The following is a 16,119-nucleotide window of genomic DNA, read 5'->3' on the forward strand; positions in this document are numbered from 1 at the left end:
GTCGGATGGCCCCCCGACTCCTGCTGGCCGATGCCGACTCCGCGCGCGACGCCCTGACCTTCGCGGGCCGCGCGGCGCAGGCCGGCGCCGAGGGCGTACGGCTGCAGGGCGCCGGGGGCGTGCTGGCGATGACGAGCGCCGCGCTCGCGCCGCACGGGCTGCTGGACCGCACGCCGACCGTGCTCGCGATGCGCGTGCTCGCCGCCGATCCCGAGCTCGAGTGCGATCTCGTCGTCGCCGAGCTCGCGGCCACGGACGACCCCACGGCGCTCGCGCTGCCGGAGACCGCCATCGCCCCGGCCTGGGCCGGCATCGCGCCACCCCGCGCCGGCTGGGAGGCGCGCGGCGAGATCGCGGCGGCCACGCTCGCGAGCCGCGCGCAGTGGGGCATCGCCGCGGTCGCCGAGCGGCTGCCGCAGAACCCGGGCGAGGACGCGGTGCGCGCCGTGCGCGGCGCCGTCTGGGGCGCGCCGGACGAGGAGCTCGGGGGCCTGCCGCTGGGCGTCGCCTTCGCGGCGTTCGCGTTCGGGTTCGTGGGTGGCGAGGAGCGGGCGCGCGTGATGGCCGCGGGCCGGTGGACCCGCGTCACCCTGCGCCGCGGTCACGTGCTCAGCAGGGGACCCGCCGTCTCGGGCATGACGCAGGTGCGCCCGACCGGGCGCTGACACTCAGGCCCCGGCGGCGCCCGGCGTTGGCTCGAACGTGTTCACCATGGCGTGCGCGGCGCGCTGCAGGTAGTCCCACAGCGTGGCCTCGTGCAGCGGTGGGAGCTCGAGTTCGTCGACGGCGGCGCGCATGTGCGCGAGCCAGCGGTCGCGCGCGTCCGGGTTGACGTGGAACGCCGCGTGGCGCATGCGCAGGCGCGGGTGCCCGCGCTGCTCGCTGTACGTGGTGGGCCCGCCCCAGTACTGCTCGAGGAACAGCAGCAGGCGCTCCCGGGCGGGACCGAGGTCCTCCTCGGGGTACATGGGACGCAGCACGGGGTCGTCCGCGACGCCGCGATAGAACGCGTCGGCCAGCCGGGCGAAGGTCTCGCGCCCGCCCACCTGCTCGTAGAAGCTGAGCTCGTCGGTCACTTCTCCTCCTCAGCGGATCCGTCGGCGGATCCGTCGGCGGACTCGTCCGGTGCCTTGGCGGCGGGGCGGCGCTCCTGCGGCGCCGACGTCGAGGTCGCGCCCCGCGGGTGCCACGTGGGGCGCGCGGGGAGGTGCTGCGGACGTGTCGGCGGGCTCAGGCCGCGCACCCGCATGGCTCCCTCGGCGCCGGTGAGCGCGACGCTCGCCACGCCGGGCAGCTCGACGCCGTGCGCCCGCAGCTCGGCGTGCAGTCGCTTGCGCAGCTCGGCGGCGACGTCCTCCTTCGTGCTCGGCTTGGCCTTCACGACCAGCCGCATCACGAGCGTCTCGCCGTCGACGGACTCCAGGCCCCAGACCTCCGGATCGCCGATGACGCGCGTGCGCCAGGCGGGGTCGTGCGCGAGCGCGGAGGCGACGCCGCCGAGCGTGTGCTCGATGTCGTCGACGTCCACGTCGGCGGGCAGGCTGACGTCGAGCACGACGCGCGACCACCCCTGCGACATGTTGCCGATGCGCAGGATCTCGCCGTTGCGCACGTACCAGAGGGTGCCGTTGACGTCGCGCACGTGCGTGACGCGCACGCTCACGTACTCGACGACGCCGGAGGCGAGCCCCACGTCCACGACGTCGCCGATCCCGATCTGATCCTCGGCGACGACGAAGATCCCGTTGAGCACGTCCTTGACGATGTTCTGCGCCCCGAAGCCGAGACCCGCGCCGACGGCGGCGCTCAGCAGCGTGAGCGAGCCGAGCAGGTCGGGGGCGACGATCGCGATGACGAGCAGCGCCGCGATGACGACCATCGCGACGTTCACGATGTTCGTGAGGATCGACCCGAGGGTGCGCGAGCGCTGCACGATCCGCACCGACGCGAGCGGGGAGCGCTCGATCGCGCGGGTGTCGGCGACGTCCGCCTTGGACTTGGCGCCCTCCACGATCCGGTGCACGACGCGCCGGATGATCAGCCGCAGCGCCCACGCGATGGCGACGCACACGATGAGGGTGACGGCCACCCACAGCGCGTCGAGGCCGACGGCCCGCAGCGTCTCGAGCACGCCGCTCCAGAACTCCGGGGTGATCTGCGGCTCATCGCCGGTGTCGAAGACACGCATCCCTCGCGCTCCCTCCCTGACCCGCTCGCGTCACTCCGCGTCGCGCGACTGCGCCGTGAGCGCCCGCTCCACGCCGGCGAGGCACTCGTGCACGAGGCGACGAAGGGCGGCAGGCGCGTCGGTGTGGGCCGCGAGCCAGGCCCTCGTCGCGTCGCGCAGCTCGACGTTCGCCAGCGGCGCCGGGTACAGCAGCTCGATGAGGTACGACGCGATCTGGTACGTGCGGCCCTCCCAGACGGGCAGCAGCATGTCGAAGTACCGGGGCACGAACGCCTCGAGCCGGTCGCGGGTGGCGGGGTGGACGAATCCGGTGGCCGCCGACCGCACCACGGTGTTCGGCAGCGAGTCGTCCTCCACGAGCGCGGCCCAGGCCGCCTGCTTCGCCTCGGGCGTCGGCAGCGCCGCACGCGCCTGCGCGGCGAACTCGCCGCCCTTGGCCGTGTTGTCGGCCTCGAGCGCCGCGGCGATCGCGTCCTCGTCGGCCACGCCGCCGGCGGCCAGCGAGATGAGCAGCTGCCACGCGAGGTCCTCGTCGATCTGCAGGCCCTCGAGCGCGACCTCGCCCTCGCGCAGCCGGCGCACGTTGTCCCACTGCGCGGGGGTCGACGCGGCCGAGGCGAAGGCGGTCGCGAGCTGCAGCTGCAGGTCGCTGCCGGGCGCCGCCTCCTGCAGCAGCCGCCAGAGGCCGTCGGCCACCTTGGCGCGGGTCTCGTCGCGGCGGTCGGGCGCGACGTACGAGTTAGCGGCCAGCTGCAGCTGCGCGAGCGTGGTGCGGATGGTGGTCGACTCGGTCTCGGCGCCGATGTTGCGCAGCACGAGGTCGACGTAGTCGCTCGCGGCCGTCTCGGCGTCGCGGGTCTGATCCCACGCGGCACCCCACACGAGCGAGCGCGCGAGCGGGTCGGCGATGTCGGAGAGGTGGTCGATCGCCGTGGCGAGGCTGCGCTCGTCGAGGCGGATCTTCGCGTACGCGAGGTCGTCGTCGTTCAGCAGCACGAGGTCCGGGCGGGCGCGGCCCTTGAGCTCCGCGATCTCCGTGACGTCGCCGTCCACGTCGACCTCGACGCGGTGCGTGCGCACGAGCGCGCCGTCCTGCAGGTCGTAGAAGCCGATCCCCAGGCGGTGCGGACGGATCGTCGCGTAGTCGGCGGGCGCCGTCTGCAGCACGCGGAACCGCGTGACCCGGCCGTCCACGTCCTCGTCGATCGCGGGGGAGAGCGTGTTGACGCCGGCGGTCTCGAGCCACTTCTTCGACCACGTCGACAGGTCGCGGCCGCTCGTGCGCTCCAGCTCCACGAGCAGATCCGACAGCTCGGTGTTCGAGTATGCGTGCTTGCGGAAGTAGGCACCCACCCCGGCGAAGAACGCGTCGATGCCCACCCAGGCGGCCAGCTGCTTGAGCACCGAGCCGCCCTTAGCGTACGTGATGCCGTCGAAGTTGACCTGCACGTCCTCGAGGTCGTTGATCTCCGCGACGATCGGGTGCGTCGACGGCAGCTGGTCCTGCCGGTAGGCCCAGGTCTTCTCCATGGCGTTGAACGTGGTCCACGCCTCGGTCCACTCGGTGGCCTCGGCCGTGGCGATCGTCGACGCCCACTCGGCGAACGACTCGTTCAGCCACAGGTCGTTCCACCACTTCATGGTCACGAGGTCGCCGAACCACATGTGCGCCAGCTCGTGCAGGATCGTCACGACGCGGCGCTCCTTGACGGCGTCGGTGACCTTGCTGCGGAAGACGTACGTCTCGGTGAAGGTGACCGCGCCCGCGTTCTCCATCGCCCCGGCGTTGAACTCCGGCACGAAGAGCTGGTCGTACTTCGCGAACGGGTAGGGGAAGCCGAACTTCTCCTCGTAGTACGCGAAGCCCTGCCGCGTCTTCTCGAAGATGTAGTCGGCGTCGACGTGCTGCCACAGGCTCTTGCGCGCGAACACGCCGAGCGGGACGACGCGGCCCTCGGCGTTCGTCAGCTCCGAGCGCACGACCTCGTACGGGCCGGCGATCAGCGCGGTGATGTACGACGAGATCCGCGGCGTGGGCTCGAAGCCCCACGTGGCGGTCTCGTTGTCGTCGTGCAGGATCGGCTCGGGCGTCGGCTGGTTCGACACGACCTGCCACGTGGCCGGCGCCGTGACGGTGAACTGGAACGTGGCCTTCAGGTCGGGCTGCTCGAACACGGCGAAGACGCGCCGCGAGTCGGGCACCTCGAACTGGGTGTAGAGGTAGACCTCGCCGTCGACGGGGTCGACGAAGCGGTGCAGGCCCTCTCCCGTGTGCGTGTACTCGCAGTCGGCGTCGACGACGAGCTCGTTCTCGGCCTCCAGGCCGTCGAGCCGGATCCGCGCGTCCGCGAAGACCTCGGACGGTTCGAGCTGCACGCCGTTGAGCGTGACCTCGCGCACCTCGCGCGCGATGAGGTCGATGAAGGTGGAGGCCCCGGGCGTCGCGGCGAAGCGCACGACGCTGCGCGAGCCGAACACCTCGTCGCCCTTGGTGAGGTCGAGCGTGACCGCGTAGGACTGCGTGTCGACGACGGCGCGACGCTCCTGCGCCTCAATGCGGGTGAGGTTCTCTCCAGGCACTGCGCAACTCCCTGGTGGTGGAAACGATCGGGGGAGCCGCGCCGGCGGGCGCGGCGACTGGTCAAGCCTACGTGCTCGCGCCCGGCGGGCGCGGGAAACCGCGAACGAGGATCCGATATGCCGATCCTGCATGCCGGCTGGGGACCGCTCTTCTACGCGGGTGCGAAAATGAAGGGGTGAGCACCGCCGAGACCGAGGTCACCGTTCCGTTCGCATCCGCCGCCGCGTCGAGCGGCGCGCCGCACATCGAGGAGCCGGTGGCGTACGACGCGGTGCTGCTGGCGAGCTTCGGCGGCCCCGAGGGGCAGGACGACGTGATCCCGTTCCTGCGCAACGTGACGCGCGGGCGCGGCATCCCGGACGAGCGGCTCGAGGAGGTGGCGACGCACTACCGCCACTTCGGCGGCGTGAGCCCCATCAACGCGCAGAACCGCGAGCTCAAGGCGGCGCTCGAGGCGGAGATCGACCGCCGGGGCCTCGGCCTGCCCGTGTACTGGGGCAACCGCAACTGGGAGCCGTACCTCGACGACGCCGTGCGCGCGGCGGCCGCCGACGGGCACCGCACGCTGCTCGCGGTCGCAACGAGCGCGTACAGCTCGTACTCCAGCGACCGCCAGTACCGCGAGGACTTCGCGCGCGTGCTCATCGACACGGACCTGGGCGAGGGCGACGACCCCGTCACGATCGACAAGGTGCGCCTCTTCTTCGACCACCCCGGCTTCGTGGAGCCCTTCTTCGAGGGCGTGCGCGCGGCCGTGGAGGGCTTCCTCGCCGACGGCGTGGCGCCCGAGGCCGTGCGCGTGCTCTTCTCGACCCACTCGATCCCGACCGCCGACGCGGACCGGTCCGGCCCGCGTGACGTGGAGTGGCCCGAGGGCGGCGCGTACGCGGCGCAGCACCGCGCCGTGGCCGCGCACCTCATGTCGCGCCTGGCGGAGGAGGTGCCCGCCGCCGGCACGATCGGCTGGGACCTCGTCTACCAGTCGCGCTCGGGCCCGCCGTCGCAGCCGTGGCTCGAGCCGGACGTGAACGACCGCATCGCCGAGCTGCCGGCCGAGGGCGTGCGGGCGATCGCGATCGTGCCGCTGGGCTTCGTGAGCGACCACATGGAGGTCATGTGGGACCTCGACAACGAGGCGATCGCGTCGGCCGAGGCCGCGGGGCTGAAGGCCGTGCGCACGCGCACGCCCGGCACGCATCCGGCGTTCGTCGCGGGCCTGGTCGACCTCATCGAGGAGCGGCTGCACGGCACGCCGGCCGCCGAGCGCCCGCACGTGACGGATCTCGGCCCCTGGTACGACGTGGCCCGCCCGGGCGACGGCATCAACGCCCGGCTCGGCGTGCGCCCGGCCGCCGCGGGTCTCGCGCCCTGAGCGGATAGGGGAGAATCGTCAGCATGCGGATCCACATCGCGACCGACCACGCCGGCCTCGAGTTCTCCACGCAGCTGCAGCACCACCTGGCGGGTGCGGGCCACGAGGTGATCGACCACGGGCCCGTCTCCTACGACCCGCTCGACGACTACCCGTCGTTCTGCATCCGCGCGGCGCAGGCCGTCGTCGCCGACCAGGAGGCCGGCGTCGAGGCGCTCGGCGTCGTGTTCGGCGGATCGGGCAACGGCGAGCAGATCGCCGCGAACAAGGTGAGGGGCGTGCGCGCCGCGCTCGTGTGGAGCATCGCGACCGCCGAGCTCGCGCGCGAGCACAACGACGCCAACGTCATCGCGATCGGCGCGCGCCAGCACACGTTCGAGGAGGTCGCGCGCTTCATCGACCGCTTCGTCGAGACGCCGTTCTCGGGCGAGGAGCGGCACGCGCGCCGGATCGGCCAGATCGCGGCGTTCGAGACCGACGGCACGCTCGAGCCCGATCCGCGCGCGGGCGCGTAGGCATGCCAGAGGGCCACTCCGTCCACCGCATCGCCCGCCAGTTCGCGCGCAACTTCGTGGGCCGCCCCGTGCAGGCCACGAGCCCGCAGGGCCGCTTCGCCGAGGGCGCGGCGATGCTCTCGGGCCGCACGCCCACGCGCGCGCAGGCGGTGGGCAAGCAGATGTTCCTCGAGTTCGACTCGGGCGCCTGGCTGCGCGTGCACCTCGGCCTGTACGGGGCGTGGGACTTCGCGGGCGAGATCCTCGTCGACCCCACCATCGCCTCCGCCAACGGCCGGATGGGGCAGACCAACCAGCGCGGCACGGTGCTCGGCGACGAGCCGGTCTTCGACGACGCCGGCGAGAACTCGCTCACGTCGATCGGGGCGCCCCGGCGCACGCGCGTGCACGTGCGCATGTCCGAGCAGACGAAGGGCCTCGACGAGCCCGACGGGCTCGAGGCGCCGGACGCCGAGTGGCCGCCGCCGATCGTCGGGCAGGTGCGCCTGCGGCTGCTGACCGAGAGCACGTGCGCCGACCTCCGCGGCCCCACGGCGTGCGCGGTCGAGACGGCCGAGCAGGTGGAGGCCGTGATCGCGCGTCTGGGACCGGATCCGCTCGTGGGCGACCCCACCGAGAACGAGGAGCGCTTCGTCCGCGCCGTGCGGGCGCGCAACGTGGCGATCGGTCAGCTGCTCATGGATCAGGCGGTGGTGAGCGGGATCGGCAACGTCTACCGCGCCGAGATGCTCTTCCGCGCGCGCCTCGATCCGCATACGCCGGGCCGCGCGATCCCCGAGGAGATCGTGCGCGGGCTGTGGCGCGACTGGGACGCGCTGCTGCGCATCGGCGTGGAGACCGGGCAGATGATGACGATGGACGGGCTCGAGGGCGAGGCGTGGCGCAAGGCCATGGCCAGCCGCGACGACCGCCATTGGGTCTACCACCGCGCCGGGCTGCCGTGCCGCGTGTGCGGCACGGAGATCGCGCTCGAGGAGATGCAGGCGCGCAAGCTGTACTGGTGCCCGAACTGCCAGAGGTGAGGAGCGGGATGGACGTCGGATCCACCGTCGACGTGATCGCGAACGCGCGGATCGCGGGGGAGGGGCGCGAGCTCATGCCGCTCGCGCTCGTGGAGCCCGACGCGCCGTACGACGTCTTCCTGCGCGACGGGCGCATCCTCGACATCGCCCCCGCCGGCAACGCGCGGCGCGACGGCGTCGTGCTCGACGCGGGCGGCGCGTGGCTCGTGCCCGGCCTGTGGGACCACCACGTGCACCTGCGCCAGTGGGCGCTGTCGCGTTCGCGCCCCTCGGTCGCGCACGCGCGCACGGCGGCGGAGGCCGCCGACTTCGCGGCGCGGCAGGAGCCGGGAGATGACGGGCGCCGCGTGCTGCAGCACTGGCGCGAGGGGCTGTGGCCGGAGCCGGCGAGTCTCGACGTGCTCGACGGGGCCACGGGCGACGTGCCGACGTACCTGCTCGGCGCCGACTCGCACTCGGTGTGGATGAACACCGCCGCGTTCCGCCGGGAGGGGATCGCGCCGGACCCGTCCGGTGTGCTGCGCGAGGGGCCGGCGTTCGCCACGATCGTCGCGGTCAACGAGCTCTCCGACCACGCGGGCGACCGGCTCATCCGGCGGGCCGCGCGCGACGCCGCGGCGCGCGGCGTGGTCGGCGTGTGGGACCTCGAGTTCGGCGACGAGCTGACGGCCTGGCGGCGGCGGGCCGCGGCGGGCTGGGACGGGCTGCGCGTGCACGCCGCCGTGTACCCCGATCACCTGGCCGAGGCGATCGCGGCGGGGCTGCGCTCGGGGGACGCGCTGGACGAGGCGGGCCTCGTGCGGATGGGCATGCTCAAGGTGCTCGCCGACGGCTCGCTCGGCACGCGCACGGCATGGACGACCGACGCGTACGCCGACGATCCGCACAACCACGGCGGCCCCAACGCATCGCCGGAGGAGATGGCGCGGCTCGTGATCCGCGCCGCCGCCGCGGGCATCGCGACGACGATCCACGCCATCGGCGACCGCACCAACGCCGCGGCCCTCGACGCGTTCGCGCGCGCCGGCGTGCCGGGGCGCATCGAGCACGCGCAGCTCGTGTCGGCCGCCGACGTGCAGCGCTTCGCGCACCTGGGGGTGGCGGCCAGCGTACAGCCGCAGCACGCGATGGACGACAGGGACCTCACCGAGCGCTACTGGGGCGCCCATGCGGCGAGCCCCTACCCGCTGCGGGCGTTCCGCGACGCGGGGGTGCGGCTGCTGTTCGGCTCCGACGCGCCCGTGGCGCCGCTGGACCCCTGGGTCGCGATGTCGGCCGCGGTGTTCCGCACCGACGACGACCGGGAGCCCTGGCGGCCGGAGCAGGGGATCGACGCGCGCACGGCGCTCGCGGCCTCGACGGCGGGCGGATCGATCGACCCGCAGACGATCGAGCCCGGATCGCCGGCCGATCTCGCGATCGTCGCGCACGATCCCGTCGCCGCGGACCGCGTCGCGCTGCGCGCCATGCCCGTCCACGCGACGCTGCTCGGCGGGCGCCTCACGCACCTGGCCTGAACGCGACGATGCCCCGGGCCGATCGGCCCGGGGCATCGGAGGCGGCGGCTTACTCCGCGACGTGCGCGACGAGGAACCAGCGGTCCTTCTCGAGACCGGCCTTGATGCCGATCGCGACGTCCTGGCTCGTGAGGTCGATCTCGTCGAGGCCGTCGATCGCGGCGTCGAGGTCGGCGATGACGGCGTCGATATCGGCCACGACCTTCGCGATGAGCTGGTCGGACTGCTCGAAGCCGGCGCCCACGTGCGTGGCCGGCGCCTTCTCGGCGATCGTGTCGAGGCGCGCGTCGATCGGCAGGCCCAGGGCGATGATGCGCTCGGCGGCCTCGTCGGCCCAGCCACCCGCGTGGGTGACGAGCGTGTCGAGGAACTCGTGCACGCCCACGAAGTTGGCGCCGCGCACGTGCCAGTGCGCCTGCTTGCCGTTCACCACGAGGGCCTGCAGGCCCAGCACGACGGGCGACAGGAACTGCGAGGCGGCGGCGGCGACGGTGGGGTCGGCGGCGGTGGCCGCGATGGTCTGCTTGCTCATGGTGGTTCCTCCCGTTGGTCACCTCGCGGAAGTGGCGTGAATGCGCCATCCGATGACCTCAACGGTGCCCCACCCGCAGGCATTCCGCAAGCAAGCTGAGGCTGGGCTAACGGGTCGCTGACCTGGCCGAAACGCGGCCCGCCGGCCGTGGCACGATGGGCGCATGAGCATCGCCGCGACCGCGTCCGTCCTGTCCCTGCCTGGTGCCGAGCCGGCCGTCGATCCGTCGGCCTTCGTCGCGGACGGCGCGAGGGTGATCGGCGACGTGGGGCTGGGGGAGTCGACGAGCGTCTGGTACAACGCCGTGTTGCGGGGCGACGTCAACGAGATCCGGATCGGTGCCCGCAGCAACGTGCAGGACAGCGTCGCGATCCACGTGGATCGGGATCATCCCGCGCGGATCGGAGAGGATGTCTCGATCGGCCACAACGCCGTCGTGCACGGGTGCGAGATCGGCGACGGCTCGCTCGTCGGGATGGGATCGGTCGTGCTGTCGGGAGCGGTCGTCGGCCCGCAGTGTCTCATCGCGGCCGGCGCCGTCGTGCTCGAGGGCAGCGTCATCCCGCCGCGCTCGCTCGTCGCCGGCGTGCCCGCCAAGGTCCGCCGCGAGCTGACGGACGAGGAGGTCGCCGGCCTGCGCGACAACGCCGATCGCTACGTCGAGAACGCGCGCATCCACGCGGCAATCGGCGGCGCGCCGTGACCCGGCGCTGTTTCCGACCCGGTTCGCGCGTCGGCTAGACTCGTACGCGCTGCCCGGCAGTCCGGGGATGTAGCTCAATGGTAGAGCCCCAGTCTTCCAAACTGGTCACGCGGGTTCGATTCCCGTCATCCCCTCCACATGCGTCTCCCGTCCCGCGGGTCTGCGGTCCACCGCGGCGCGCCCGCGATCCGGCCATCAGGTGCCCGATCGCCGAGTCGGCTAGACTCGACGGGGCCGTTTCGCACTCCCGCTCCGCGGGAAGCCCCGGGGCGTAGCTCAGCTTGGTAGAGCGCCCGCTTTGGGAGCGGGAAGTCGCAGGTTCAAATCCTGTCGCCCCGACGAACGGCCCGAAGACCTGAACCCCCGTGCGGATCGCGTGCGGGTCCGTCACGAGGAGAAGCAACCAGCATGGTCAACAGCACCGTCGAGAAGCTCAGCCCGACCCGGGTGAAGCTGCACATCACGGTCAGCCCCGAGGAGCTCAAGCCGAGCATCCAGCACGCCTACGAGCACATCGCGCAGGACGTGCAGATCCCCGGCTTCCGCAAGGGCAAGGTGCCGGCGCCGATCATCGACCAGCGTGTCGGCCGCGTCGCCGTCCTCGAGCACGCGGCGAATGAGGGGCTGGACGGCTTCTACCGCGAGGCGGTCGCCGCGAACGACCTCAAGGTCCTCGGCCGCCCGTCGGCCGAGATCGTCGAGTGGCCGAACGAGAAGGACTTCTCGGGCGACCTCGTCGTCGACATCGAGACCGACGTGCGTCCCGAGTTCGAGGCTCCCTCGATCGAGGGCCTGAAGGTCGAGGTCGACGCGATCGAGGTCGACGAGGCCAAGGTCGAGGAGGCGCTCAACGACCTGCGCGCCCGCTTCGGCACGCTCGTCACCGTGGACCGCCCGGCCGCCAAGGGCGACTTCGTCGAGCTCGACCTCGTCGCCACGATCGGCGGCACCGAGATCGACCGCGCCGAGGGCGTGTCGTACGAGCTGGGCTCCGGCCAGCTGCTCGAGGGCACGGACGAGGCGATCGAGTCGCTCACGGCCGGCGAGGACACCACCTTCAAGTCGACGCTCGTCGGCGGCGACCACGCGGGCGAGGAGGCCGAGGTCTCCGTCACCGTCAAGGCCGTCAAGGAGCGCGAGCTGCCCGAGGCCGACGACGACTTCGCCCAGATGGCCAGCGAGTTCGACACGCTCGCCGAGCTGCGCGAGAGCCTCGCGGAGCAGACGCAGTCGCGCGGCGCGTTCGCGCAGGCGTCGGCGGCCCGCGACAAGCTCATCGAGACGCTGCTCGAGCAGGTCGAGATCCCCGTGCCCGCGCAGCTCGTCGAGGACGAGGTGCACCGCCACCTCGAGGCCGAGAACCGTCTCGAGGACGACGAGCACCGCGCCGAGGTGGCCGAGGCGAGCGAGAAGCAGTTCCGCACGCAGATGCTGCTCGACGCCTACGCCGAGCAGCTCGACGTGCAGGTGTCGCAGGACGAGTTCACGCAGTACCTCATCCAGTCGGCCGGTCAATACGGCATGGCGCCGCAGGAGTTCATCCAGGCCATCCAGCAGGGCGGCCAGCTGCCCGCGCTCATGGGCGACGTCGCGCGCAACAAGGCGCTGTCGATCCTGCTCGGCAAGGCGGAGGTCGTCGACACCAACGGCAAGCCGGTCGACGTGTCGGACTTCGCGCTCGTCGAGGACGCCGCATCCGAGGACGAGGGCGACGAGGCCGAGGCCGAGAAAGCCGAGTAAGCACCTCTCACACGAAGGGGCGGGCGCGCGATGCGCCCGCCCCTTCGGCGTTCCCGCCCGCTCAGCCGAGCGCGCGCAGGCGTTCGAGCAGCGGCTCGGCCACCTCGTCCAGGAAGCGCTGCTGGTGCCGGTCGCCCACCTGCACGAGGGCGATGTCGGTGAAGCCGGCGTCGAGGAACGGCCGCACGCTCTCGGCGAGCGCGTCGAGGTCGGGACCGCACGCGATCGACTGCGCGACGTCCTCCGGCCGGACGTACTGCGTCGCCTGCGTGAAGCCCGCGGGCGTGGGCAGATCGGAGTTCACGCGCCACGCGCCGCCGAACCACCGGAACTGATCGTGCGCGAGCGCCACGGCCTCCTCCGCGTCGGGTGCCCAGCAGATCGGAACCTGGCCGATGGCGCGCGGGTCCGCGCCCCGCGTGCGCGCGCCCCAGCCTTCGACGAGCGTCGCGTCCGGCATCGTCGTGATGAGGTGATCGCCGATCGGCGCGAAGCGCTCGAGCGACTTCTCGCCCGACACGGCGATGCCGATCGGCACGCCGCCGTCGGGCGCGTCCCAGAGCCGGGCCGACTCCACGCGGAAGTGCTCGCCCTCCCACGTGACCAGCTCGCCCGTCAGCAGCTCGCGGATGATGAGCGCGGCCTCCTCGAGCATGTCGTGGCGCTCGTCGACGCCCGGCCAGCGCTCGCCCACGACGTGCTCGTTGAGGTTCTCGCCCGCGCCGAGGCCCAGCGTGAACCGCCCGTCGGCGAGCAGCTGCACGGTCGCCGCCTTCTGCGCGACGACCGCCGGGTGGTAGCGCATGGTGGGGCACGTCACGTAGGTGGCGAGGCCGACGCGCTCGGTGGCGTGCGCGACGGCGCCCAGCACCGACCACGCGTAGGGGGAGTGCCCCTGCGAGGCCAGCCAGGGGGAGTAGTGGTCGCTCATGACCTCGAAGTCGAAGCCCGCGCGCTCCGCGTCGACGGCGTAGCCGACGAGCTCCTTCGGTCCGCTCTGCTCGGTCATCAGGGTGTATCCGAATCGCGTCATGGTCACCTCTCTCGTTCGGGGGATCGGCCGCGGCGCGACGGCCGACGCCGCCCACGCTAGGACGCCCGCGCGCGATGCCGCGAGGGCTTGGACGCGGGCGCGGGGAGTGCTACGGGCGCCGGCGCTGACACGCTCCTATGCCGACGGCGAACAAGGCCGGGGGTGCGGGGGCCCGCCGGTAGTGTCGTATCGACGCACCATCGAATGGAGTGAGAATGCCCGAACCGCTGATGGCACAGAGTGCCTTCGACCGGCTGCTGAAGGACCGCATCATCTGGCTTGGCTCGGAGGTGCGCGACGAGAACGCGAACGAGATCTGCGCGAAGATCCTTCTGCTCGCCGCCGAGGACCCCGACAAGGACATCTATCTCTACATCAACTCGCCCGGCGGCTCGATCACGGCCGGCATGGCGATCTACGACACGATGCAGTTCGTGCCGAACGACATCGTCACGGTCGGCATCGGCATGGCCGCGTCGATGGGCCAGCTGCTGCTGACGAGCGGCACCAAGGGGAAGCGCTACATCACGCCGAACGCGCGCGTGCTGCTGCACCAGCCGCACGGCGGCTTCGGCGGCACGGCGAGCGACATCCAGACGCAGGCCCAGCTGATCCTCGACATGAAGCGCCGCCTGGCCGAGATCACGGCCGCGCAGACGGGCAAGACCGTCGAGCAGATCAACGAGGACGGCGACCGCGACCGCTGGTTCACGGCCGAGGAGGCCCTGGAGTACGGCTTCGTCGACCACATCCGCGAGCATGCGCAGGACGTCGTCGGCGCCGGCGGCACGGATCGCAACTGAGGGACAAGGACAACAGGAGAGATGCACACCCCCCACACCTCCACGCCGCAGGGCTTCCAGGTTCCGTCGAGCCGCTACATCCTGCCGCAGTTCGAGGAGCGCACGGCCTACGGCTACAAGCGCCAGGACCCCTACAACAAGCTGTTCGAGGACCGCGTCATCTTCCTCGGCGTGCAGGTGGACGACGCGTCCGCCGACGACGTGATGGCCCAGCTGCTGGTGCTCGAGAGCCAGGACCCCGACCGCGACATCATCATGTACATCAACTCGCCGGGCGGATCGTTCACGGCGATGACGGCGATCTACGACACGATGCAGTACATCTCGCCGCAGATCCAGACCGTCGTGCTCGGCCAGGCCGCCTCGGCCGCGGCCGTGCTGCTCGCCGCCGGCGCGCCGGGCAAGCGCCTCGCGCTGCCGAACGCGCGCGTGCTCATCCACCAGCCCGCCGTCGGCGAGGCCGGTCACGGGCAGGCGTCGGACATCGAGATCCAGGCGGCCGAGATCCTGCGCATGCGCACGTGGCTCGAGGAGACACTCGCGAAGCACTCCAACCGCTCGATCGAGCAGGTGAACAAGGACATCGACCGCGACAAGATCCTCGGCGCCGCCGAGGCCGTCGAGTACGGCCTGGTGGACCAGGTGCTCAGCACCCGCAAGCGAGGCCCGGTCTCGAAGTGACGATGGCGAAGGCCCCGGCGGAGACGCCGGGGCCTTCGTTGTGGACCGGATACGCGCCGGGCGCGCGGCAACACGCCCGTGTCGGTGGCAGCGGCTAGGCTCGGGACCATGACCCGACAGGATCAGCTCAGGAGGACCCATGGCACGCATCGGTGAGAGCGCCGACCTGTTCAAGTGCTCCTTCTGCGGCAAGAGTCAGAAGCAGGTCCAGCAGCTGATCGCGGGACCGGGCGTGTACATCTGCGACGAGTGCGTCGAGCTGTGCAATGAGATCATCGAGGAGCGGATGGCGGAGTCGTCGTCCGACGGCGAGGCCGCCGAGTTCGATCTGCCCAAGCCCCGCGAGATCTTCCACTTCCTCGAGGAGTACGTCATCGGCCAGGAGGACGCCAAGCGCGCCCTGTCCGTGGCCGTCTACAACCACTACAAGCGCGTCCGCGCGCGCAGCGAGCTGCGCCCCGCCGAGCAGAAGGCCGAGGACGTCGAGGTCGCCAAGAGCAACATCCTCATGCTCGGGCCGACCGGCTGCGGCAAGACGTATCTCGCGCAGACGCTCGCGAAGCGGCTCAACGTGCCGTTCGCGGTGGCCGACGCGACGGCGCTGACCGAGGCCGGCTACGTGGGCGAGGACGTCGAGAACATCCTGCTCAAGCTGCTGCAGGCCGCCGACTACGACGTCAAGCGCGCCGAGACCGGCATCATCTACATCGACGAGGTCGACAAGATCGCGCGCAAGGCCGAGAACCCCTCGATCACGCGCGACGTGTCGGGCGAGGGCGTGCAGCAGGCGCTGCTGAAGATCCTCGAGGGCACGGTCGCCTCCGTGCCGCCGCAGGGCGGCCGCAAGCACCCGCACCAGGAGTTCATCCAGATCGACACGACGAACGTGCTGTTCATCGTGGCGGGCGCCTTCGCGGGCCTGGAGGATATCGTCTCCGCGCGCGTCGGCAAGCACGGCGTGGGCTTCGGCGCACCGCTGCACGACAAGAGCCAGGAGAACACGCTCTTCGGCGAGGTGCTGCCCGAGGACCTGCACAAGTTCGGTCTCATCCCCGAGTTCATCGGGCGCCTGCCCGTGATCGCGTCGGTGAACCCGCTCGATCAGGACGCGCTCATGGAGATCCTCACGACGCCGCGCAACGCCCTGGTGAAGCAGTACCAGCACATGTTCGCGCTCGACGGCGTGCAGCTGGAGTTCGAGGAGGACGCGCTTCGGGCGATCGCCGACCTCGCGGTGGCGCGCAAGACCGGCGCCCGCGGCCTGCGCGCGATCCTCGAGGACGTGCTCGGCCCGATCATGTTCGACATCCCGTCGAACGACGACATCGTCAAGGTCATCGTCACGCGTGCGGCGGTGGAGGACGGCGGCGAGCCGACGTTCGTCTTCGCCCAGAGGAAGAAGAGCGCGTAGGCGTCAGGACGTGAAGGAGGC

At 71.9% G+C, this 16,119-nt stretch carries 15 protein-coding genes and 2 tRNA genes; 12 read left to right on the top strand and 5 right to left on the bottom strand.

Going from position 1 to position 16,119, the window contains the following annotated elements:
- Positions 1 to 5: 5 nt before the first annotated feature.
- On the top strand, positions 6 to 665 hold the full coding sequence (locus ACYVJ0_RS01050) for a hypothetical protein (RefSeq protein ID WP_449853217.1): 660 nt from the start codon (positions 6 to 8) through the stop codon (positions 663 to 665).
- Between the two features lie 3 nt (positions 666 to 668).
- On the opposite strand, the gene ACYVJ0_RS01055 is transcribed toward ACYVJ0_RS01050, so the two are convergent.
- Genes ACYVJ0_RS01055 through pepN form a run of 3 tightly spaced genes read right to left on the bottom strand, consistent with a single transcriptional unit; the run spans position 669 to position 4,768 of the window.
- Positions 669 to 1,076, bottom strand: a complete 408-nt coding sequence (locus ACYVJ0_RS01055; RefSeq protein WP_460815415.1) for a globin — start codon at positions 1,074 to 1,076, stop codon at positions 669 to 671.
- The gene (locus ACYVJ0_RS01060; RefSeq protein WP_460815417.1) at positions 1,073 to 2,188 is read right to left on the bottom strand and encodes a mechanosensitive ion channel family protein; all 1,116 of its coding nucleotides are present in this window, start codon (positions 2,186 to 2,188) and stop codon (positions 1,073 to 1,075) included. The genes ACYVJ0_RS01055 and ACYVJ0_RS01060 overlap by 4 nt, the downstream gene beginning before the upstream one ends.
- 30 nt (positions 2,189 to 2,218) lie before the next feature.
- The gene (gene pepN / locus ACYVJ0_RS01065; RefSeq protein WP_460815419.1) at positions 2,219 to 4,768 is read right to left on the bottom strand and encodes an aminopeptidase N; all 2,550 of its coding nucleotides are present in this window, start codon (positions 4,766 to 4,768) and stop codon (positions 2,219 to 2,221) included.
- Positions 4,769 to 4,944: 176 nt separating this feature from the next.
- Between pepN and ACYVJ0_RS01070 the strand changes: the two genes are divergently transcribed.
- From ACYVJ0_RS01070 to ACYVJ0_RS01085, 4 genes are read left to right on the top strand one after another with little or no spacing between them, the layout of a single operon-like run.
- Positions 4,945 to 6,141, top strand: coding sequence for a ferrochelatase (locus tag ACYVJ0_RS01070; protein WP_460815421.1), 1,197 nt, complete (start codon positions 4,945 to 4,947; stop codon positions 6,139 to 6,141).
- Between the two features lie 23 nt (positions 6,142 to 6,164).
- Positions 6,165 to 6,656, top strand: coding sequence for a ribose-5-phosphate isomerase (locus ACYVJ0_RS01075; RefSeq protein ID WP_449853212.1), 492 nt, complete (start codon positions 6,165 to 6,167; stop codon positions 6,654 to 6,656).
- A 2-nt stretch (positions 6,657 to 6,658) separates the two neighbouring features.
- Entirely contained in the window at positions 6,659 to 7,678 is a 1,020-nt protein-coding gene (locus ACYVJ0_RS01080; protein ID WP_460815423.1) for an Fpg/Nei family DNA glycosylase, read from the top strand.
- 8 nt (positions 7,679 to 7,686) lie between these two features.
- A complete protein-coding gene (locus tag ACYVJ0_RS01085) occupies positions 7,687 to 9,195 on the top strand; it encodes an amidohydrolase family protein (protein ID WP_460815424.1) in 1,509 nt (502 codons plus the stop codon).
- Positions 9,196 to 9,244: 49 nt separating this feature from the next.
- Here the strand turns inward: ACYVJ0_RS01085 and ACYVJ0_RS01090 are convergent, their stop codons facing one another.
- Positions 9,245 to 9,727: a Dps family protein gene (locus ACYVJ0_RS01090; protein ID WP_460815426.1), complete on the bottom strand. Its 483-nt coding sequence runs from the start codon at positions 9,725 to 9,727 to the stop codon at positions 9,245 to 9,247.
- Positions 9,728 to 9,890: 163 nt separating this feature from the next.
- On the opposite strand from ACYVJ0_RS01090, the gene ACYVJ0_RS01095 reads away from it, so the two are divergent.
- The 4 genes from ACYVJ0_RS01095 to tig all read left to right on the top strand — a co-directional run bounded on the left by ACYVJ0_RS01095 (position 9,891) and on the right by tig (position 12,170).
- A complete protein-coding gene (locus tag ACYVJ0_RS01095; protein WP_460815427.1) occupies positions 9,891 to 10,430 on the top strand; it encodes a gamma carbonic anhydrase family protein in 540 nt (179 codons plus the stop codon).
- Between the two features lie 63 nt (positions 10,431 to 10,493).
- Positions 10,494 to 10,567, top strand: a tRNA-Gly gene (locus tag ACYVJ0_RS01100).
- A 128-nt stretch (positions 10,568 to 10,695) separates the two neighbouring features.
- A tRNA-Pro gene (locus ACYVJ0_RS01105) sits at positions 10,696 to 10,769 on the top strand.
- A 69-nt stretch (positions 10,770 to 10,838) separates the two neighbouring features.
- Positions 10,839 to 12,170, top strand: a complete 1,332-nt coding sequence (tig, locus tag ACYVJ0_RS01110) for a trigger factor (protein WP_460815429.1) — start codon at positions 10,839 to 10,841, stop codon at positions 12,168 to 12,170.
- Between the two features lie 61 nt (positions 12,171 to 12,231).
- Here tig and ACYVJ0_RS01115 read toward each other — a convergent pair whose 3' ends face one another.
- Positions 12,232 to 13,203, bottom strand: coding sequence for a TIGR03557 family F420-dependent LLM class oxidoreductase (locus tag ACYVJ0_RS01115; protein WP_460815431.1), 972 nt, complete (start codon positions 13,201 to 13,203; stop codon positions 12,232 to 12,234).
- A gap of 215 nt (positions 13,204 to 13,418) precedes the next feature.
- On the opposite strand from ACYVJ0_RS01115, the gene ACYVJ0_RS01120 reads away from it, so the two are divergent.
- From ACYVJ0_RS01120 to clpX, 3 genes are all read left to right on the top strand, one after another.
- Positions 13,419 to 14,006 carry an ATP-dependent Clp protease proteolytic subunit gene (locus ACYVJ0_RS01120; protein WP_449853205.1) on the top strand — a complete coding sequence of 196 codons (588 nt, stop codon included), beginning with the start codon at positions 13,419 to 13,421 and terminating at the stop codon, positions 14,004 to 14,006.
- A gap of 21 nt (positions 14,007 to 14,027) precedes the next feature.
- Positions 14,028 to 14,687 carry an ATP-dependent Clp protease proteolytic subunit gene (locus tag ACYVJ0_RS01125; protein WP_449853204.1) on the top strand — a complete coding sequence of 220 codons (660 nt, stop codon included), beginning with the start codon at positions 14,028 to 14,030 and terminating at the stop codon, positions 14,685 to 14,687.
- Between the two features lie 139 nt (positions 14,688 to 14,826).
- Entirely contained in the window at positions 14,827 to 16,098 is a 1,272-nt protein-coding gene (clpX, locus tag ACYVJ0_RS01130) for an ATP-dependent Clp protease ATP-binding subunit ClpX (RefSeq protein WP_460815433.1), read from the top strand.
- Positions 16,099 to 16,119: the final 21 nt, after the last annotated feature.

The sequence above is a fragment of the Microbacterium petrolearium genome (genome assembly GCF_054782875.1).